This is a genomic window from uncultured Rikenella sp. (assembly GCF_948810725.1).
Taxonomy (GTDB): domain Bacteria; phylum Bacteroidota; class Bacteroidia; order Bacteroidales; family Rikenellaceae; genus Rikenella.
Window position 1 is genome coordinate 271,023 of sequence record NZ_CAQIVA010000001.1, and the last position, 19,334, is coordinate 290,356.

Sequence of the window (19,334 nt, forward strand, 5' to 3'; positions counted from 1 at the left end):
ATAAATCTGCGTTTCCCTATTCAAAAATTACTACCGGCCCAAGCCGAAACGGTATACCAATGAAACTTTCGCTCCCGTCAGACCGAAATAGTTGGCCGACTTCGACGATTCATATATATAGGTCGAAACTTCTTTGTGGTAACGGTCGTAATTCGCCCGTACATATCCCCCTCGCAAGCCGAGTTCCATCCCGAAGTGAGGAGTGAAAGGCAGATAGCCCCCTACCGAAATCCCGGCACCGTAGTAGTCCCCGGTCTTACCGCCCGTGAGGCGATCTTTGGACATGTAGTCGAACTGTCCCAAGTGTCCATATACCCCAACGTACAAGCCACAATATTGCCCCGCTTTCCGGGTCGTCCAATAACGTACTTCCGGGCTGATTTCGTTGACGGCGTAGTGCTTCTTGTAGAGGTTCATGTTCCAATCGGTATAAACCCCTTCGACCATCGCCGACCAGCGTTTAGCGAAGTAGAATTCGACTTCGGCATTCGCCGCAACTCCCGCCCAGTAAGCCAGATTGGTCTTCGCCGCCACCAACGGTCGCACCAAAGTCATCGGCTCGTGCGCCGTTTTGATTTTGGCCGGTTTTTCCGCTTTCACCGGTTTAACAGGCTTAACCTTTACCGGTTTAACCTCTTCTTTTTCTTTCACTTTTGCGGTTTCAACCTCTTCGACCGGTACCACTTCGATAGCCACTGCTTTCGACGGCTTGACAGGCTTCACCTTCACCGGTTTAACCTCTTCTTTTTCTTTCTCTTTGATCTCTTCTTTGGCCACGACTTCAGCCGGTACGATCGGCGTAACGGCGATCACTTCTTCCTCTACCTTGATCTTCTCTTTTTCTTTCGCTACTACGACCGGTTTCTGTTTAGCCGGTTTTTCCGCTTTCACCGGTTTCGCTTCCACAACCGCCCCTGCTTTCGACGGCTTCATTTTAATCTTCTTCGCATCCGCCATCCCTGCCACGAAAGCCGAGCTACCCGAAATTTCGAGCTCCATAATCGCCTTCTGTTTGGCATTCGAAGAGCGCAAGAGGGTAGTGCTGATCTCTTCCAACACCACTTTATTGGTCTTGTCGTCGGTACTGTTCCCCAACTCCAGACCGGCGATATTCGTCGCACCGCCTCTTCCCGCAGGAACGGTCGCCGTAGCAGTCGCTCCCTGTTCTTCGAGGAGTTGCTGTACGAGCGCATCGATCTCCGGATTGCGTCCCTGCTGTGCATAGCTGTTATCCGCTACTACCGCCGGCCGCACAGGCTGCACATTCGAAACCTTCGGAGTCTCTACCACAACCGCAGGAGCAGGAGCCACCGCAGTCGCCTCTTGTTTCCGTTTCACTTCCAGCTGGGCCAATGAGTCGATAAAGCGATGCAATTCCGCATCCAGAGCTTTCTTTTCCTCTTTGGTCGGTTCCCACAACGGTTCCGCCGGAGCAACAGGCGTCGCAGCAACCGCTTCCGACTGCCGAACCGGTTCCTTCTTATAATCGTCTTTCGGGGTCGATTTATTATTATCGACCGGCAAAATTACTTCCGACTCCCGCTCTGCAACTACCGGTTTCGTCTGAGCGGGCTGCTGCGGTTCCGCCGGCCGCGCAACGACCACTTCCTGCCGCGGCTGTTCCTTAGCCGAGAAAGCGTGTTTCGGCACTACTTCAACCGCCACCTGCTGCGGTTCGCGATGAGTGTCCGCCTGAGCCGCCGTTTGCTGCTGCCGCGAAGTCGTTCCGAAGACGTTGCTTCCGCCGAACGGCGACATATATCGACTTTCGTCGCTCCCCATCGTCCCACCGCCGTTGGTCGTACCTTTCTTCGCCAGGCTCGACCCGTTCATATAAACGGTAACGGTCACCTTTTTCAACATCCCGAATACCTGATCCGGCATCATGACGTTGTTCTTGGCCACGACGTTCCCCGTCACGACCACCGCCTGACGCAGCTGCGAGTTCCGGATCACCGGATCGACATACGCTTTAACCGCAGACACCCGTTGTTCCGCCACATCGACGTTCCCGAGCGGGTTCGTAGCCGTCGAATAAGCGGTAATCACCACCGAGTCGATCCGTGCCGATGCCGAATTGGCCACGTCGCGCACCAATTTATCGAATTTGGCCATCGCTGCGGCATTCTGACCATAATTTACGCTCAGTTCCGAGTTCCCCAAGCCGAATGCAAAATCGACGGACTGTTTCTGCGGCGCCCCCAGCCCCTGTCCCTGCGCAAATGCCCCCCACACACAGCCCCCCAACAAGCCCAACAAAGCCGCCGTTACGATTCGCAACGACCGCTTTCTACCGTTCGAAAAATTTGATTTTCTGCGTTTTGCAAAATCCATATCCGTTCAATTTATGCCCGAATCCTCTGCGAGAGAGGATATTTCACGCGGCTAAATTAATAAATTTTAGTCAGTAATCCACACTTATTGTCAGATTTCACTTTTTTTCGTCGCCGAATCCCGGAGTTCGACGCCTGAAGCCGGCCCGCCCGAATCAGCTCGGACGGCGAAAGCAAGAGCCCTCCGACAATTTTCGTGCAAATCCCGCTCTATGTCAAAAAGGCTCATACGAAAAACGCCTCTTCCATCCACAAGAAGAGGCGTGTTAAAAACGCGCGGTGCGGACGAGACTCGAACTCGCGACCCCCTGCGTGACAGGCAGGTATTCTAACCAGCTGAACTACCGCACCAAATCCGCAATACCCGATTCGGCATTGCGAGGACAAATATAGAGTCTTCTTTTTATTCTACCAAACGTTCGACCGTTTTTTTCGCAAATTCCGCCGGACGGTATGATGCGAACGGAGGCCGAATCTTACTCTTTCTTCTTGATCCTGACGGCGTTTCCGGCCGAGGGACGCAAAAAGGTGTAGCCGAACAGATGAATAACACCCAGGATGGCCACAGCAAAGAATGCCAGCCGAAAATCCAATACCGTATAGTGTCCGGGCATGCCGCCGTCGAACTGGTTGGCGAACCGCAGCATCACGGCGCCGACGGCGATCCCCATGCCGGTGGACATCTGTTGCACCGTACTATATAAGGTATTGGCCGATGTCATTTTCCGTTCGGCGATATCGGCAAAGGCGAGGGTGGTCAGCGAACTGAACTGCATCGACCGCACCAGACCGGCACAGAAGAGGGTAACCACGATCATCCAAACGGGCGTTTCGGGAGAAAACAGGGCGGTCAGAAAGGTGAAAAGAGCTACTAAGGCACCGTTTACCAATAAAATATTGCGAAAGGGGAAACGGCGGATCAGCCAGACGGTCGCGGTCTTCATCGACAGGTTGCCGGCCATCGTGGCCAGAAAGAGGAGCCCGGAACGAAAGGGACTCAGCCCGAAACCCTCCTGAAACATCAGCGGCACAAGATAAGGAAAGGCTCCGATCACGATTCGCGATACGGAACCGACCCAAACCGTAATGCTGTAGGTTCGCACCCGCATGACTGAATAGTCGATCAGCGGCGTCTCCACCCGGGCCGCGTGCTTCACGTTCCAGTAAAGCAACAGCAGGCTCAGGCCGACGACCGAACCGGAAAGGGCATACGAGATGCCTGATTTGCTGAACATTTCGACTCCGTACATAAATCCGGCCAGCGCACTCCCGCTCAATACGAATCCGCCCCAATCGAACGGCGGCTTTCGTTTCGCGTCGCGCGGCGTCTCTTCGGGAATGTAGTGCCAGGCCAACAGAATACAGGCGATTCCGATCGGCACGTTCAGGTAAAAAATCCACCTCCACGACCAAAAGGAGGTCAGATAGCCGCCCACCACGGGCCCCATAATCGGAGCGACGAGTGCCGGAATGGTAATATAGTTCATGGCGGTGGGCAAATCCTCTTTGGGCGTGGCTTTGAGCACGGCCAGCCGACCGACGGGCGACATCATGGCTCCGGCCATCCCCTGCATGATGCGATAGGCGACGAACTGCCACAAACTGTGCGAGGTGCCGCAAAGGGTAGAGGAGAGGATGAAAAAGGCGACCGAGGAGCAAAAAACGCGGCGGGTTCCGAAGCGTTCGGCGATCCAGCCGCTCACGGGGATAAAAACCGCCAACGCCATCAGATAGGAGGTCACGCCGGTACTGAGCCGGATGACATCCACCCGGAACGTGTCGGCCATGGCCGGAATGGCCGTATTGACCGCGGTGGTGTCGAGAAATTGCATGAAAAACGCAACAGCTACGACCAGCGAGACTCGAATCGTCGTCTGTTTATCCATCGATAATTTGTCCGAAAAGCGCTCCGAAATTACACAATTTATGGTTTACTGCGATTCTTCGTTCAAATCAGGAAAGGGCGGGGCAGTGCCGCCCCGGGCTTCCGCAGCCTCGCCTCGGGCGGGCTGAGCTACGTCGGCAACGGCGGGTTCAGCTATTCGTCGTCGGTGAGCGGCAGCAATGGGGTGTACTTGGATTTCTACGTGACGGGGCTCAATCCCAGCTACGCGTACCTCCGCGCCTACGGTCTTCCGTTGCGTTGCCTCTCGGAATAAACAGGGCCGAGCGACACGCCCCGGGCTTCCGCGCCTTCGATGAGGGTGCGTTGTGGCACGTCGGCAACCGCGGGTTCATCTGGTCTTCCGCCGCAAGCGACATCTACGGTTTGGACTTGAGTTTCAATTCGCAGGGCCTCTACATCGGCTACCCAGACTACCGTGCCCACTGTTTTCCGTTGCGTTGCCTCTCGGAATAAACGGAGACAAACCCCGCCCCGGGCAACCGCCTTTCGAACTCGGGCGATCTGATGGGCGTCGGCTACACCGGGTTCAGCTGGTCTTCCGTTACGGGCGGTGTCTACGGTCTGGACTTGAATTTCTTTTCGCAGCACCTCCTCACCAGCAACTCGGACAGCCGCGCCCACGGTTTTCCGTTGCGTTGCCTCTCGGAATAAACGCGCCCACAGGGCATTCTACTGGCTGTGTCTGCCCCAACTTGAAGCCGAGGCAGGCCGATTATTTGAGATAGAAGCACTTAGGGTAGAGGCGACCATTGGGGCAGAGGCTACCCGGTCCGCGTGCCGAGCGGCATCGCCCCGGGCCACCGCGGTTACGGTTCAGGCTCGGTGTGGGTGGTCGGTAACGGCGGCTACAGCTGGACTTCCACAGTCAGCGATATCTATGGCGTATACTTGTACTTCGACGCGACGGGACTCGGCTCAAACTATCCGGTACACCGGGCCAGCGGTCTTCAGCTGCGTTGCCTCTCGGAATAAACAGGACAGCCTCCAACCTCAGCAAAAATAGCCCCTCCATTTTCCCAAAAAACGCTCCGATTTCGGCACGAAAAATGCTACCTTTATTCCCAAACCCACAAACATCATGAAAGCACAACCCGACACCACCGATTACTACGGCCCGATCAGCGTGACGCGTATCAGCCATGCGGCGCTTTATATAGGTTATGAGAATGAGCTAATCGCCGTCGATCCATACGGAGAGGGGGCCGATTATACGATGCTTCCGAAAGCCACGACGGTTCTCATCACCCACGATCACTATGACCATTACGACCCCGAGGCGCTACGCGCCATCGCGACCGACCAGACCGTCTTTATCGCACCGCCGAAAGCCACAGAACGGCTGCGGGTCGACGGATTCACCCAACGGATCATCACACTGGCCAACGGCGATACGACAGACTACAACCGCTCAATCCGCATCCGGGCCCTGCCGGCCTATAACGTCGTCCGGGAACGGAGACCCGGCGTACCGTTCCACCCGAAAGGAGAGGGAAACGGTTATCTGCTGACCATCAACGAAAAACGGATTTACATCGCCGGCGACACCGAACTGATTCCGGAAATGCGGGAGTTGAACTTTATTTTTATCGCTTTTCTCCCCCTGATGCTTCCCTATACGATGAGCGAAGAGGAGTTTATCGAAGCGGCCAAAATCATCGAACCGGAATACCTCTATCCATATCATTATGAGACGGTGGATCGGAAACGGATCCAGGAACAGCTGGCCGTCGTGCAGGTGCGATAATCACCCCAATACACCCATCGCTCGCCATGAACCGCCTCACCGTCATCCTCTGCGCCGGCGCGACACTTGCACTCTGCGGCAGTTGCGCCGGTTATCGCTCCGGCCTCCGTCGCCATGATCCGAAAACCGCCGAACTGGCCGACCGGGAGAGTCGCAAAAAATACGATGCCTACCTATTCGACAACGGCCCGGATTATGTTTCGGAAGGTCTGTTTCGAATCGTAGGACGCAACGGACGAATCGGATATGCCGACACAACGGGTCGTGTCGTGATCCGACCGCACTACGAAGCCGCCTATCCGTTTCAGGACGGACACGCTACTGTGGCTCGCCGGGCACGCAAGGTCTGGATCGGCGAGCACTTCTATTGGGAGAGCGACCGATGGAAAGAGATTGACCCCAAAGGCCGAAAAGTCAAAGGATCGGTCTCTCTTCACCGCAATCAATAACGCCCCTGTCGGATACGGTCGGCCAACCGTGCCAGACCGGCTGCATAGGCCTCCCAATCCGTAATGATTTTGGTCGCGACACCCGATTCGACCGCCGCCTTGGCCACGGCCACCGAGACCGTCACGAGCAGGCGTCGATCCAACGGTTTGGGCAGCAGATAGTCCCGTCCGAAAGCCAGCTCCTCTAAATTATAGGCCCGAAGCACTTCGTCCGTGACCGGCATTTTCGCCAGCCCGGCGATCGCTTGTGCCGCCGCTACCTTCATCTCCTCGTTGATAGCCGTGGCTCGTACATCCAACGCCCCGCGAAAGATGTACGGAAAACCGAGCACGTTATTGACCTGATTCGGATAGTCGCTCCGCCCGGTGGCGAAAATCAGGTCGGGACGCGACGCTTTGGCCGCTTCATACGGAATTTCCGGATCGGGATTGGCCAATGCAAAGACAATCGGGTCATCGGCCATCGTCCGCACCATCTCAGCCGTCAGCACCCCTGCTTTGGAGACGCCCAAGAAAAGATCGGCGCCGACCAAAGCTTCGGCCAGCGTATTCACCTCGCGCCGGGTCGCAAACTGTGCCTTTTCGGGCGTCAGGTTCGTTCGCCGTACGCTGATCACTCCTTTGCTGTCGCACATCACCAGATTTTCGGGCCTAACCCCCAGGTGCAAATAGAGCCGCGCACAAGCTGTCGCAGCAGCTCCCGCGCCGTTCACAACGACCTGAATCCGGTCGATGCGTTTTCCCACGATCTCCAAAGCATTGAGCAGGGCGGCCGAAGTAATGATCGCCGTCCCATGCTGGTCGTCGTGCATCAGCGGCAGGCCGACCTCTTCTTTGAGCCGTCGTTCGATTTCGAAACACTGGGGCGCTTTGATATCCTCCAGGTTGATCCCCCCGAAGGTCGGCGCAATCGCCTTGACAGTCTCCACGAAACGATCCACATCCGTAGTGTCGATCTCGATGTCGTATACATTGATTCCGGCCAGCACCTTGAACAACAGTCCTTTCCCCTCCATCACGGGTTTTGCGGCGGCCGGGCCGATATCGCCGAGTCCCAACACGGCCGTGCCGTTCGAAATCACGGCCACCAGATTGCCTTTGTTGGTATATTCGTAGATTTTCTCCGGATCGTCGTAAATTTCCATACAGGGCACCGCCACGCCTGGGGTATAAGCCATCGAGAGGTCGTGTTGGGTGGTGTAGGGTTTGGTGGGAACAACGCCCAGTTTTCCTTTGGGTTCGGAGCTATGATAGAGCAGCGCTTCTTTATCTTGCTTTTTCATCGGATGAAAGATATGATATTCAGTGGTAAAGTTAGTCAAAAAACGTCATTCGTTGTCCTCTGCAACGAATGATTCGACTCGATTTCCCCAACGTTCCGCCCCGGGCTGCCGCACCAACGGAGAGGGTATGATAGGCGGCGTTGGCAACAATGGGTATAGTTGGACTTCTACAGTCAGTGGCACTTATGGCAGATGCTTGTATTTTGAAATGAGGGAGATAAATCCCCGCGTTACGTCACGACAGGCTAACGGTTTTCCGTTGCGCTGCCTCTCGGAATAAACGGAGACGCACCGCCCCGGGCTTCCGCAGCTACGACACGGGTGGGCTGTGGGGCGACGGCAGCGAGGGATCGCTTTGGTCTGCCTCGACTGAAGGGATATACAGTGTGCGTTTGCGTTTCCTGACAGATGTAGTCCAATCCGGTTATGCGCGTTATCGTGGCCACGGTTTTCAGTTGCGTTGCCTCTCGAAATAAACGGGGGTGCCGCTCGCGGGGGGCAAAGGGCTGGGACTATCCTACTCTCTTGGACGGGCCGGAGCCAGCGTGGGCAAAACGAGCACCGCGAAGTGGCGGCCCTACGCCGGGGGTGGCTCCGGTCCGCGCGGCTCTGCGAGCCGCAGGAGCTCGGCCCAATCCACAACCTACATCTTTCAGGTTCGGCCTTGTCGTCCGAGCGGGTCGAAGCCTGCGGGGCCTAAAACGAGCATAGCGAGTTGCGGGCCTCCGCGGCGGGAGGCTTCGGCCCGCACGACCCTAAAGGGTCGCAAAAGCACTATTTTTTCTGTCGAGTTCGTCCTCGGCGCGCCCCCCACGCGCCGCTAATGCGTCGCTCTCGCCGAGAACGGCGATTCCTTTCGGAATCGCGCTATTCGCTCTCGCCCCAAATTCCAGCCTAAAGCAGAAACCAGTTCTCCGCCCTGTGTCAGCCTCACTGCGGCTCCGCTTTCGCTCCGCCGCATTTCCGTCGCCCGTTAGGATTTCATCTCGATTTTGCTGTCGCAAAACGAGCGAAATCCCCTTTTAGGCGGGCGGGCGACGGAGTTTTTGCGCGGATCAAGTTTTTTCACACGCCGTTCTTTGTTCGCGCGCCTTGGGAAATCCTGTCAAAACGCGCAAGCGCATTTTGACGATTTCCCTCTTAAGGCGTCGGCGCGCGATCTGATCACTGCCCCAGCTAATACTGTTCTCTTTGTGAACAAAGAGAACCAGAAAAACTTTAGAGCGCATCCCTACGGGATGCTCTGGCAGGGTATACCCGCATATATAAAGCTACGGCAGCCTCACCAACCCATCGTTCACTCGCCACCGCCTAAAGAAGATGATGTCTCTACCCCCGAAATTGCCCGCAACAAATCCTGATTATTCCCACTTTCTCACAAAATCATCGCACGAATTCCCAATTTGGCCGCTAATTTGATAGACTAATTGATTAACTTACCCCCTGAACGGATTTATCACCCATCTCAAAAATCCACCTATTTTACTGATCCGCAACGGACTATGGAAATCGTCATTCTTTTCTTACTCCTCCTCCTGAACGGCATTTTCGCCATGTATGAAATCGCGCTGATCTCCAGCAGCCGGGCACGCCTGCAAAGCGAAACGGCCCGAGGAAGCAGACGGGCGGCCAGAACCCTCGAACTGCTGGACGATCCGGAAACCATCCTCTCGACCATCCAAATCGGAATCACCCTGATCGGCATCGTCTCCGGGGCATTCGGCGGCGTCGCCCTGGCCGACGATGTCGAACCGTGGTTCGCCCGGGTCTCCTTTTTAGCCCCCTATGCCCGCGATTTGTCGCTGATCACCGTGGTCGGGCTGATTACCTATTTCTCGTTGATTATCGGCGAATTAGTCCCGAAATCCATCGCGCTGGGCAACCCCGAACGAATCGCCATGATGCTCACCCCCATGATGTGCGGCCTGACACGCATCTCGTATCCGTTCGTCTGGATGTTGAGCGTCTCCACCAAACTGGTCAATAAAATCCTCGGCGTCCGAACTAGCAAGGAACGTTCTCTCAACGAGGAGGAGATCAAAATGATTCTCCGGCAAAGTACCGAACAAGGACTGCTGGAAAAAGAAGAGACCGAAATGATTCGCGACGTCTTCCGCTTTACGGACAAACACGCCAAGGAGCTCAAGACGCATCGCAAAGACGTCGTCTATCTCTTCGCCGGGCAGGGCAGGGAAGAGGTCATCGACACGATTTCCGAAGCGCCCCATACGCGCTATCTGCTGTGCGGCGACTCCACTTCGGACATCATCGGTATGGTTTCGGTCAAAGACATCATCGGCCTGCTCCGTCGGAATGCCCGTTTCGACCTGCGCTCGATCGCCGTCGAACCGTTGCTGATTCCGGAAAACCTCTCGGCACAACGCGTGCTCGATCTGTTCAAGCAACACAAATGCAGTTTTGGAGTGGTTATCAGCGAATACGGTGTCGTGGAGGGGGTGATTACGCTGAACGACCTGGCGGAAAGCATTCTGGGCGAGATTCCGGACGAAGACGGAACCTGCGACGATCCGGCCTATGTCGTGCAGGAGGACGGTTCCGTGCTGGTAGACGGCACGTACAGTATGGACGATTTTATGGAAGAGATGGGTGTCGTGGCCTGCGACGAGCTACAAAAAGAGAATTTCGATACCCTGAGCGGCCTCTCTATGTTCCTGTTGGGCCGAATTCCGGAGACGGGAGACCGCTTCGATTATCGCCACCTCTCGTTCGAAATCGTACAGATGAATGCGAGCTGCGTGGCCAAACTGCGGGTCACGAATCGGGAAAAGGCGGCAGCGGAAACTGCCGCCGATCGCTAATCCGCTATCGCTTCAACCGTGCCTGAACGTATGCCACGAACTCCTCCGGCTGCGTACAGCTGAAGACATACTTCTTCTGTCGTGTCCGAACGAGCACCAAGTGCTTCAACTCCGTGGCGTACATCGTATAACGGCCCAGCGTCTTATTTTTGAATCGACCTAAATAACCGCCCGCTCCACCGCTCCCGAACGTCCGTATCGAACCGTCGATATAAGATTTCGAAATCGGAGCCACGCTGATCACCTCGCTCAACGGAATCTCCAGCGCGCCGAACAAGCGGCTGACAGCTATCTTGTCCCCATCTGCCTTTAGGCGGATCGGCATATAGCCCAACACCACCAAAAAGGAGACCAGAAAAACGAGAAACAACAGATACTTCAACCAAAGCAGCTCTGTCGGCCACCCGAGTGATTCCAAATGGAAGCCCACTCCAACCAAAACAAGCAAAAACACCATAGTCACCGCCCACACTGCGCCGCTCCAATGAAACGGCAACGAGATGTTACGATTTTCCATGGTTTATCCGATTTAATGCTAAAGATGGATCGCCTCGTCGTACGCCGCCGCAGCCGCCTCCATCACCCCCTCCGACATCGTCGGGTGGGCATGGATCGTGCGGATAACGTCTTCCGCCTTCGCCCCTAAAGTCAACCCTAAGGCCGGCTCGGCCACCATCTCCGTGACATTCAGCCCGAACAGGTGCGCCCCCAGCAACCGATCGGTCTCGGCATCGAAAATCAGCTTCACCATCCCGTCCCGGTTCCCCGCCGCCGTCGCCTTGCCCGAAGCCGTGTAGGGAAAACGCCCCACACGCACAGTATATCCCCGCTCCGTCGCCTGTGCCTCGGTCAGCCCCACCGACGCGACCTCCGGCGTCGTGTAGATGCACGACGGCACCACGGCATAATCCACTGCCTCCGGCGCAAGACCCGCAATAAACTCCGCACAATGGATCGCCTCGGCCGTCGCCACATGGGCCAATGCCGGCGTCGGTATCAAATCCCCGATGGCATAAACCCCCTCGACCGAAGTCCGATAGTGCTCGTCCACAATGACTTTCCCCCGCTCAATCCGCACCCCCGCCGCCTCCAATCCGATCCCCTCCGTATTGGCCGCAATCCCCACCGCCGACAGAACCACTTCCGTCTCCAACACCTGCTCGCCCTTCTTCCCCGCCACGCTCACCCGGCACAGCCCGGCCGCTTCGTCCACCACGACCTGCTTGACTTCCGTCGCAGTCATCACCGCGATTTTCGCCTTGCGGAACGCCCGCTCCAGAAGTTTCGAAATCTCCTCGTCCTCCAACGGCGCCAGGTTCGGCGCGTACTCCACGATCGTCACCTTCGTCCCCAGCGTACCGAAAAAAGTAGCGAATTCCGCCCCGATCGCTCCCGAACCGATCACCACCATCGACTCCGGCAGCTCCGTCAAAGTCAAAGCATGACGCGAAGTAATCACCCGTCGTCCGTCCACCGGAATCGACGGAAACTCCCTCGGCCTCGCCCCCGTCGCCAATATGATATGCCGAGCCTCATAAGTGGTCGCCGTCCCGTCCCCCGCCGTCACCGCCACCGTATGCGGCACATCGGTCAGCGAACCCGCCCCGACAATCACCTCCACCTTATTCTTCCTGAGCAGGAAATCGATCCCTTTGCTCATCTGCTCCGCCACGCCCCGACTGCGGGCCACCATCTTCGGCAAATCGGCTTTCATAGCTCCCGCCGCAATATCCACCCCGTACTCCGCCGCATGGGAAGCGTAACGAAAAATCTCCGCACTTTTCAACAACGCCTTGGTCGGGATACACCCCCAATTGAGACATGTTCCACCCAATTCGGCCCGTTCGACCACCGCCGTCCGCAGCCCCAGCTGCGCACACCGAATCGCTGCCGCATATCCGCCCGGCCCGCTGCCGATCACCATCACGTCGTATGACATCTCCATGCTGTTCGTACTGTATTATTTCGGTAAAATATTCTGTTTCGACCGCGGATTGTAGAGCGGATTGATCTCGAACTTGCGTTTGCGCTTCGGCACCTCGTCCAGATAGTCCGGCCGCCGCTTGTACACCTCGCTGTAGTCGAAATAGTATCCCTTGTTTTTCCGCCCGCCCCGGCTCCCGTCGTCCGGCATGTTGTAGACCGGTGCATACTCCACGTTCCGCGTCAAAATAATGAGCTTCGTGAACCGGGCTCCGATCAGGTTCAGCACATCCTGCGCATCGCGCTGGTAGATCACATACCACGGCGACTCCTCGCGCAGCCCCGTTCCCGTGGAACGGATCGCCTCCAGAATGCCGCGTATTTTGAACATTTGTGCCGCCGCCCGCTCCGGTTCGTCCAGCATCCGGTAGGCGAAAGCCAAAACGTTCAAATCCCGCATGCTGAACGGCTCCTCCCGGAGTATCTCACGCGCAAACCCCACGATCCGCCGATAGTCTTCCGCCTCCAGCCGCGTCTTCTTGCCGAACGCGCGTTCGAGACTGTCCGCATACGGCGAACTCAACAGCGGTTTGTATCCCCTCTGTTCCGAGTAGCCGTAATAGAGGTATCGGAAATCCTCGACCGTCAGTGTCGTATCGCCCCGCTCGTACCGCCCGAAGAGCCGCGGATAGTAGTACGGCGAAGCGATATCCGCCGTCTCGGCCGCAATCCGCCGATAGTCCGGCGCCGCACCCCCTATCGTGTCCGTCTGCTGCGCCCCCGCCGTCCCGAAAACGAACAACAAGAGCCCTGCCCAAAATTTTCGCATACCTCTTTTCTCTTAAGCCCCCCTACAATCCGTACCGGTCGATCTGGGCCTTGATTTTCGCCAACAGCCCCTCGCTGGCCGGCACGAGCGGCAACCGCAAGTTATTTCCCATCAGCCCTTTGATCGCCAAAGCCCCCTTGGCCCCCACCGGATTCCCTTCGGCAAAGAGCAAATCGGTCACCTCGTGCAACGTCAGGTTCAGCGGCGCCGCATCCGCGATATTTCCCGCCATCGTCGCATGGATCATGCACGAGAAGGTATCCGGAAAGACATTCGCCGCCACCGAAATCACCCCGTCGCCTCCCATAGCCACCAGCGCCATCGCCAGGTTGTCGTCGCCCGAGAGGACGAAAAAGCCCTCCGGCCGATCGCGCAGGATATAAGCCGCCTGCGAAAGGTTCCCCGACGCCTCCTTAACGGCAATCGCCCGCCCCGGAAAAGCATGCGCCAGTTTCAAGGTAGTTTCTGCCGTCATATTGACCCCCGTCCGGCCCGGCACATTATACAAGATGACCGGCAGCGGCGCCGCCTCCAGAATCGCGCTGAAATGGGCATACAGCCCCGCCTGATTCGGTTTGTTGTAGTAAGGTGTCACGGAGAGAATTGCGCTCACCCCCTCCAGATCGAACGTCTGCATCGTCCGGATCACCTCCGCCGTATTGTTCCCCCCGATCCCCACCACAATCGGCAGATTGCCCGGATTGTGCGCCACACAATGCCGCACGACACGGTGTCGCTCCTCCGCCGTCATCGTGGCCGGTTCGCCCGTCGTCCCCAGCACCACCAGATAATCGACTCCGCCCGTCGTCACATGGTCGATCAGTGCGGTCAGGGCCGGAAAATCAACCTCTCCGCCCTCGGTAAACGGCGTCACCAGCGCGACGCCTACGCCTTTCAATTGAAGTGACATGATATTTCTGAAATTTGTATGGAGACAAAGTTACGTTTATTCCCCGGGGATTGCATCCCGTCCGCGGTTTTTCAACTAAAAGAGGGTTGTTTGTTGAATTTTTAACATTCCTTCTCCGATCATCTCCATAAACTCCTCTTCGGAAAGGATCCGCACCCCGAGCTTCGTCGCTGTCTCCAGCTTTTTCGGCCCGATGCCCGAACCGGCCAGCAGATAGTCCGTCGCCTTCGACACACTGCTCTGATTCGTCCCCCCGTGCAGCTCGATCAACTCCTTCAGCTCCGGTCGCGAATGGAGGTCGAACGTTCCGGAAATCACGATCTTCTTCCCGGCCAACGCCTCCGACAGTCTGGCCCGCTCCACCGCCTGCAACTGCACCCCGGCCCGCCGCAACCGGTCGATCATCTCGACATTCCGCCGGTCGGCGAAGTAGGCGAGAATGCTGTCCGCGATCTTTCCCCCGACCTCCTCCACCTCCAGCAGCTCCTCGCGCGAAGCGGTCATCAGGGCGTTGATCGAAGGGATCGCCGCCGCCAGCTTCCGGGCCGTCGTCTCGCCCACATACCGGATTCCGATAGCGAACAATACCCGGGCATAAGGCACCTCGACCGATCCGGCGATATTTCCGACGATATTTTCCGCCGACTTCCGCCCCAGGCGCTCCAGCGGCACCAGATGCTCGACCTCCAGGTCGTACAGGTTGGCGATATCGCCCAGCAGTCCGTTGTTGTACAAGAGCTGCACCGTCTCGTCTCCCAGCCCCTCGATATTCATCGCCTTGCGCGAAATGTAGTGTACGATCCGCCCCACGATCTGCGGCGGACATCCCGTGGCGTTCGGACAATAGTGTTTCGCCTCGTCCTCCTCCCTGACCAGCGGCGTCCCGCACTCCGGACAGTGCGTAATATACCGGAACGGCACGCTCTCCGCCGGCCGCTGCGCCAGATCGACCCCGACGATCTTCGGAATGATCTCGCCCCCCTTTTCGACCCGCACCGCATCGCCCACCCGGATATCCAGCAGTTCGATCTGCTCGGCATTGTGCAGCGACGCCCGCCGAACCGTCGTCCCGGCCAGCCGCACCGGCTCCAGATTGGCCACCGGCGTAATGGCTCCTGTCCGTCCGACCTGAAAATCGACCGACACGAGCCGCGTCACCGCCTGCTCCGCCTTGAACTTATAAGCCACCGCCCACCGCGGCGCCTTGGCCGTCGCCCCCAGGTCGCGCTGCAACCGGATGCTGTCCACCTTGATCACCGCCCCGTCCGTCTCGTAAGGCAGCTCGTGCCGGGCCTTGTCCCAATGCCGGATGTAGGCCATAATCTCCTCCGCCGACCGGCACAACTGCACCGCCGAAGAGGTCTTGAAGCCCCACTCCCGCAGCTTTTGCAACGTTTCGTAATGCGACGCCGCCACCGGTGCGTCCGCCTGTACGGCATAGAGCACGGCATCGAGCCCCCGCTTCGCCACGACGGCCGAGTTCTGTTGTTTGAGCGTCCCGGCGGCCGCGTTTCGCGGATTGGCGAACGGCTCCTCACCGATATCGGCCCGCTCGGCATTGAGCCGCTCGAAACTCCCGTGGGGCATATAAATCTCGCCCCGCACCTCCATATACGCCGGCCATCCGTCGCCCTGCAACGACATCGGGATGCTGCGGATCGTCCGCACGTTGGCCGACACATCGTCGCCCTGCGTCCCGTCGCCCCGCGTCACGGCCCGCACGAACCGCCCGTTTTCATACGTCAGCGAAATCGCCGTCCCGTCGAACTTCAGTTCGCAACAGTATGCCGTCGGCACCGCGGTCTCCCTGTCGACCCGCGCGATGAAGTCGCGCACCTCCTCCTCGGAGTAGGTGTTGGCCAGCGACAACATCGGATATCGGTGGGCCACCTGCTGGAACTCCCGGGTCAGGTCGCTCCCCACGCGATGCGTCGGCGAATTAGGATCCGCAAACTCCGGGTGCGCAGCCTCCAGAGCGGCCAGTTCGGCCATCATCCGGTCGTACTCGCGGTCTTCGGCCGCCGGCGCATTCCGTACATAATAATCATAGTTCAGCCGGTCGAGCACCCGACGCAAATGGTCTATTTTTTGCTTCGTATTGTCCATAGGTAGAGAAAAACGGTTTCGTGCAACCGCCCCAAGCGGCTTCCAAAGATATAACAATCGCACGACGAAAGAAAAACAACCGGACTATTCTGCGGTTTTAATTTTTGTTTTATACTTGCAGAAAATTTCCAACGACCAGAGACTACCTGCGAAACACTATGGCTACCAAAGCGGGAAACGCGAAAAAACGCGTGATTATCAGCTATGCGAACCTCGGCTCCGATCAATTGGAGGCTTTCAAAACGACCTATCCGCACGGATACGGCGAGTCATTGATCCGCATAGACAAGCCGAGCGGCGACTTTTTCTACGTCGTTCCGTTCGAAACCGACGAGATCAGCTACCTGGTGAAAGTCGATGTCAAGATCGACTCCAAACCGGAAGAGGAACTCGAAAAAGATTATTACGAAGACGACAACGACGAAATATCGGGTGCCGAACAGATCGCCGATACGTCGGACGAAGACGATGAATAACAATCGCAAATACAGCAACGGGACGATCACCGTCGTATGGCAGCCGGCCGAGTGCATCCATGCAGGGGTGTGCTTCCGGTCGTTGCGTCGGGTGTTCGATCCGGTGCGGCGGCCGTGGATCGACCTGAGCGCAGCCGAAACCGAAGAGATCATCGACATCGTCGAACGGTGTCCGAGTCAGGCACTGACCTTCTTTTGGAACGATCCGGAACGAACGATAGCAGGAAAGAAACATTCGCACAAGCTGTTCGACACGGCGCATTTAGGGCGTCTGTTTTCTGCGCCTGCCGCGGAACAAAAAATCGGCGGAACGCCCCCTGTTTCGGCAGGAGAGACCACCGTTCTGTTTCGGGAAGGACAGCCGCTGACCATTTCCGGCAATTTCCGGATCATCAACTGGACGGGAAAGGAGATCGGAGAGAGCGGATTGAACAGGCGAGCTGTTTTTTGTCGATGCGGCAGGTCGGCAAACCAACCTTTCTGCGACGGATCACACATCGAATCGGGCTTTCGGAAATAACCTCACCGAAAGCCTTTTTTATTTCCTATTATTTTGTTTTCGAAACCCGTTAAGACGTCTTAATCCCCGCCCCGGGCAGCCGCGGCTACGGCGAAGGCGCGTTGTGGGGCGTCAGCAACGACGGGTACAACTGGTCGTTCACGTCTGTTGATTCGGGAAACCACTACCGGAGCTTATATATGGGCTTCGGCGTGGCGTACCTCAATCCCAGCACCGCGCACCACCGCGCCTGCGGTTTTCAGTTGCGTTGCCTCTCGGAATAAACAGAGAAAACCGCCTCGGGCTACCGCAATGACGGTGGGGGCGCACTGTGGCATCTCTGTAATGCCGGATGTAGTTGGTCTTCCACTGTTAGCGGAATTCGCGGATATTTCCTATGGTTTCATGCACAAGATGTTCTACCTAACCGTATATACAGTTGCTCCTTCGGTCTTCCGTTGCGTTGCCTCTCGGAATAAACGGAGCACCTAACCCGACGCAGGAAAACCGACAACCCGCCAAATGCCGAAATTTCCGCCGGAAAGTATTATCTTTGACGACAAACAAAAATCCGATCCATTACCGACCTACGGACAACCCTTTCGCTATGGCCGTCACCAACAACACCATGATCCTGCGGCGCGAACTCCTCACGCGCATCGTCAAACTGCTCCACGCCGGCAGACTGGAAGAAGAGATCGACCGCATCCCCTACGAAATGCGGCCGAAAGGGTACGAAGAGGTCTCCCGTTGCTGCATCTATAAAGACCGCGCCATCCTGAAATACCGCGCCATGGGGATACTCGGCTTCGGCATCGAAGAAGAGGAAGACGAGATGACCCCGCTCGCCGAATACGTCCGGCGCGCGTTCGACCGGAAAGAGATCTCCGAAAATCCGCTGACCGTGATGACCGACGCCTGCTCGGCATGCGTGAAAGTCAACTACGTCGTCACCAACATGTGCCGGGGCTGCGTGGCCCGGCCCTGCGAAGTCAACTGCAACAAAGGAGCCATCCATTTCGCCAACGGACAGGCGCATATCGATCCGACCCGATGCGTCAATTGCGGCCAGTGCATGAAAAACTGCCCGTTCCACGCCATCGTCTACATTCCCGTGCCGTGCGAGGAGTCTTGCCCCGTGGGAGCCATCAGCAAAGACGAACACGGCAAAGAACATATCGACCCGGCGAAATGTATCTATTGCGGACGCTGCCTCTCCGCCTGTCCGTTCGGAGCCGTGGTCGAAAAGTCCCACCTGATCGAACTCTTCAAATCTTTTCAGTCGGAGAAACCGACCGTGGCGCTCGTCGCCCCGGCCGTGGCGGGACAATTCAAGACCTCGCTCGCCAACATCATCGGCGCCATTCGGAAACTGGGGTTCGACGACGTGATCGAAGTGGCCAAAGGGGCCGATGTGACAACAGCCAATGAAGCGGCCGAGTTGGCCGAAAAGGTGCTGGACGGCGACCAGGACTTTATGACCACCTCGTGCTGTCCGTCGTATTACATGCTGGCGCACAAACACATGCCGGAGATCGTGCCCTACGTTTCGCACACCCGGAGCCCGATGTACTACACCGCAGAGATTGCCCGGAAGCAGTATCCGGATGCCACGCTGGTCTTTATCGGGCCGTGCGTGGCCAAGCGGAAAGAGGCCTACGCCGATCCGAACGTCGACCTGATGCTGAGTTTCGAAGAGCTCGGCACGATGCTCGTAGCGATGGGCGTCGACATCTTCGCCGACAGCAAAACCGCATTGGACGGCGAAATTCTGGCCAGCAGCCGCGGCTATGCGGCGAGCGAAGGGGTGATGAGCGCGGTGGCGGGAGCCCTGTCCGCAAAGGAGCGCGAACAGATCCGGCCGATCGTCATCAACGGCATCGACAAACAGACCATTCGCGAAATACGGGGATATGCCAAGAGCTGTCCGGGCAATATGGTCGAAGTGATGGCCTGCGAAGGGGGATGCGTCAACGGATGCAACGTCATCGCCAATCCCAAGATCGCCACCCGACAGGTCAAAGAGTTGGCCAAAGAGCAACCCGAAACCAAGTAAA

At 57.3% G+C, this 19,334-nt stretch carries 18 protein-coding genes and 1 tRNA gene; 10 read left to right on the forward strand and 9 right to left on the reverse strand.

Translation table 11 applies throughout. From position 1 onward, the window contains the following. Positions 1-30: 30 nt before the first annotated feature. From Q9S52_RS01350 to Q9S52_RS01360, 3 genes are all read right to left on the reverse strand, one after another. Entirely contained in the window at positions 31-2,280 is a 2,250-nt protein-coding gene (locus tag Q9S52_RS01350) for a DUF3575 domain-containing protein (RefSeq protein WP_304707888.1), read from the reverse strand. Positions 2,281-2,610: 330 nt separating this feature from the next. Beyond that, a tRNA-Asp gene (locus Q9S52_RS01355) sits at positions 2,611-2,684 on the reverse strand. 125 nt (positions 2,685-2,809) lie between these two features. Next, positions 2,810-4,219, reverse strand: coding sequence for a DHA2 family efflux MFS transporter permease subunit (locus Q9S52_RS01360; protein ID WP_304707890.1), 1,410 nt, complete (start codon positions 4,217-4,219; stop codon positions 2,810-2,812). Between the two features lie 257 nt (positions 4,220-4,476). Here Q9S52_RS01360 and Q9S52_RS01365 point away from each other — a divergent pair, with 257 nt between their 5' ends. The 5 genes from Q9S52_RS01365 to Q9S52_RS01385 all read left to right on the forward strand — a co-directional run bounded on the left by Q9S52_RS01365 (position 4,477) and on the right by Q9S52_RS01385 (position 6,432). Continuing rightward, the gene (locus Q9S52_RS01365) at positions 4,477-4,692 is read left to right on the forward strand and encodes a hypothetical protein (protein ID WP_304707892.1); all 216 of its coding nucleotides are present in this window, start codon (positions 4,477-4,479) and stop codon (positions 4,690-4,692) included. Positions 4,693-4,743: 51 nt separating this feature from the next. Beyond that, positions 4,744-4,890, forward strand: coding sequence for a hypothetical protein (locus Q9S52_RS01370; protein ID WP_297625045.1), 147 nt, complete (start codon positions 4,744-4,746; stop codon positions 4,888-4,890). 123 nt (positions 4,891-5,013) lie between these two features. Next, positions 5,014-5,211 carry a hypothetical protein gene (locus tag Q9S52_RS01375; RefSeq protein ID WP_297625049.1) on the forward strand — a complete coding sequence of 66 codons (198 nt, stop codon included), beginning with the start codon at positions 5,014-5,016 and terminating at the stop codon, positions 5,209-5,211. 106 nt (positions 5,212-5,317) lie between these two features. Then, the gene (locus tag Q9S52_RS01380; protein WP_297625052.1) at positions 5,318-5,983 is read left to right on the forward strand and encodes an MBL fold metallo-hydrolase; all 666 of its coding nucleotides are present in this window, start codon (positions 5,318-5,320) and stop codon (positions 5,981-5,983) included. A 26-nt stretch (positions 5,984-6,009) separates the two neighbouring features. Beyond that, positions 6,010-6,432 (forward strand): WG repeat-containing protein, encoded by a 423-nt coding sequence (locus tag Q9S52_RS01385; RefSeq protein ID WP_297625055.1) that lies wholly within the window; start codon positions 6,010-6,012, stop codon positions 6,430-6,432. On the opposite strand, the gene Q9S52_RS01390 is transcribed toward Q9S52_RS01385, so the two are convergent. Next, the gene (locus Q9S52_RS01390; RefSeq protein ID WP_297625058.1) at positions 6,426-7,715 is read right to left on the reverse strand and encodes a malic enzyme-like NAD(P)-binding protein; all 1,290 of its coding nucleotides are present in this window, start codon (positions 7,713-7,715) and stop codon (positions 6,426-6,428) included. The genes Q9S52_RS01385 and Q9S52_RS01390 overlap by 7 nt on opposite strands. 1,502 nt (positions 7,716-9,217) lie before the next feature. On the opposite strand from Q9S52_RS01390, the gene Q9S52_RS01395 reads away from it, so the two are divergent. Beyond that, positions 9,218-10,534, forward strand: a complete 1,317-nt coding sequence (locus Q9S52_RS01395; RefSeq protein ID WP_304707898.1) for a hemolysin family protein — start codon at positions 9,218-9,220, stop codon at positions 10,532-10,534. Between the two features lie 4 nt (positions 10,535-10,538). On the opposite strand, the gene Q9S52_RS01400 is transcribed toward Q9S52_RS01395, so the two are convergent. From Q9S52_RS01400 to ligA, 5 genes are all read right to left on the reverse strand, one after another. Continuing rightward, positions 10,539-11,051 (reverse strand): PH domain-containing protein, encoded by a 513-nt coding sequence (locus tag Q9S52_RS01400; protein WP_297625784.1) that lies wholly within the window; start codon positions 11,049-11,051, stop codon positions 10,539-10,541. 18 nt (positions 11,052-11,069) lie between these two features. Next, on the reverse strand, positions 11,070-12,473 hold the full coding sequence (gene lpdA, locus Q9S52_RS01405) for a dihydrolipoyl dehydrogenase (RefSeq protein ID WP_304707996.1): 1,404 nt from the start codon (positions 12,471-12,473) through the stop codon (positions 11,070-11,072). Positions 12,474-12,494: 21 nt separating this feature from the next. Then, positions 12,495-13,286 carry a DUF4919 domain-containing protein gene (locus Q9S52_RS01410; RefSeq protein WP_304707902.1) on the reverse strand — a complete coding sequence of 264 codons (792 nt, stop codon included), beginning with the start codon at positions 13,284-13,286 and terminating at the stop codon, positions 12,495-12,497. A 22-nt stretch (positions 13,287-13,308) separates the two neighbouring features. Then, complete coding sequence (gene dapA, locus Q9S52_RS01415; RefSeq protein ID WP_297625777.1) at positions 13,309-14,196, reverse strand: 4-hydroxy-tetrahydrodipicolinate synthase; 888 nt, start codon at positions 14,194-14,196, stop codon at positions 13,309-13,311. Positions 14,197-14,271: 75 nt separating this feature from the next. Next, entirely contained in the window at positions 14,272-16,302 is a 2,031-nt protein-coding gene (gene ligA, locus Q9S52_RS01420) for an NAD-dependent DNA ligase LigA (RefSeq protein WP_304707904.1), read from the reverse strand. Between the two features lie 158 nt (positions 16,303-16,460). Here ligA and Q9S52_RS01425 point away from each other — a divergent pair, with 158 nt between their 5' ends. The 4 genes from Q9S52_RS01425 (at position 16,461) to Q9S52_RS01440 (ending at position 19,333) form a co-directional block, all read left to right on the forward strand. Further along, positions 16,461-16,778 (forward strand): hypothetical protein, encoded by a 318-nt coding sequence (locus Q9S52_RS01425; RefSeq protein ID WP_304707906.1) that lies wholly within the window; start codon positions 16,461-16,463, stop codon positions 16,776-16,778. Further along, the gene (locus Q9S52_RS01430) at positions 16,771-17,298 is read left to right on the forward strand and encodes a (4Fe-4S)-binding protein (protein WP_304707908.1); all 528 of its coding nucleotides are present in this window, start codon (positions 16,771-16,773) and stop codon (positions 17,296-17,298) included. The genes Q9S52_RS01425 and Q9S52_RS01430 overlap by 8 nt, the downstream gene beginning before the upstream one ends. A 101-nt stretch (positions 17,299-17,399) precedes the next feature. Beyond that, complete coding sequence (locus Q9S52_RS01435; protein ID WP_297830449.1) at positions 17,400-17,561, forward strand: hypothetical protein; 162 nt, start codon at positions 17,400-17,402, stop codon at positions 17,559-17,561. 269 nt (positions 17,562-17,830) lie between these two features. Beyond that, positions 17,831-19,333, forward strand: coding sequence for a monomeric [FeFe] hydrogenase (locus tag Q9S52_RS01440; protein ID WP_304707912.1), 1,503 nt, complete (start codon positions 17,831-17,833; stop codon positions 19,331-19,333). The last annotated feature ends 1 nt before the right edge of the window (position 19,334 follow it).

Excerpts from the sequence above, each read along its gene's own strand:
- Q9S52_RS01360 (WP_304707890.1), bottom strand. The coding sequence starts at position 4,219 with ATGGATAAACAGACGACGATTCGAGTCTCGCTGGTCGTAGCTGTTGCG.
- Q9S52_RS01370 (WP_297625045.1), top strand. The coding sequence starts at position 4,744 with ATGGGCGTCGGCTACACCGGGTTCAGCTGGTCTTCCGTTACGGGCGGT.
- Q9S52_RS01380 (WP_297625052.1), top strand. The coding sequence starts at position 5,318 with ATGAAAGCACAACCCGACACCACCGATTACTACGGCCCGATCAGCGTG.
- Q9S52_RS01385 (WP_297625055.1), top strand. The coding sequence starts at position 6,010 with ATGAACCGCCTCACCGTCATCCTCTGCGCCGGCGCGACACTTGCACTC.
- Q9S52_RS01390 (WP_297625058.1), bottom strand. The coding sequence starts at position 7,715 with ATGAAAAAGCAAGATAAAGAAGCGCTGCTCTATCATAGCTCCGAACCC.
- Q9S52_RS01395 (WP_304707898.1), top strand. The coding sequence starts at position 9,218 with ATGGAAATCGTCATTCTTTTCTTACTCCTCCTCCTGAACGGCATTTTC.
- Q9S52_RS01400 (WP_297625784.1), bottom strand. The coding sequence starts at position 11,051 with ATGGAAAATCGTAACATCTCGTTGCCGTTTCATTGGAGCGGCGCAGTG.
- lpdA (WP_304707996.1), bottom strand. The coding sequence starts at position 12,473 with ATGTCATACGACGTGATGGTGATCGGCAGCGGGCCGGGCGGATATGCG.
- Q9S52_RS01410 (WP_304707902.1), bottom strand. The coding sequence starts at position 13,286 with ATGCGAAAATTTTGGGCAGGGCTCTTGTTGTTCGTTTTCGGGACGGCG.
- dapA (WP_297625777.1), bottom strand. The coding sequence starts at position 14,196 with ATGTCACTTCAATTGAAAGGCGTAGGCGTCGCGCTGGTGACGCCGTTT.
- ligA (WP_304707904.1), bottom strand. The coding sequence starts at position 16,302 with ATGGACAATACGAAGCAAAAAATAGACCATTTGCGTCGGGTGCTCGAC.
- Q9S52_RS01425 (WP_304707906.1), top strand. The coding sequence starts at position 16,461 with ATGGCTACCAAAGCGGGAAACGCGAAAAAACGCGTGATTATCAGCTAT.
- Q9S52_RS01430 (WP_304707908.1), top strand. The coding sequence starts at position 16,771 with ATGAATAACAATCGCAAATACAGCAACGGGACGATCACCGTCGTATGG.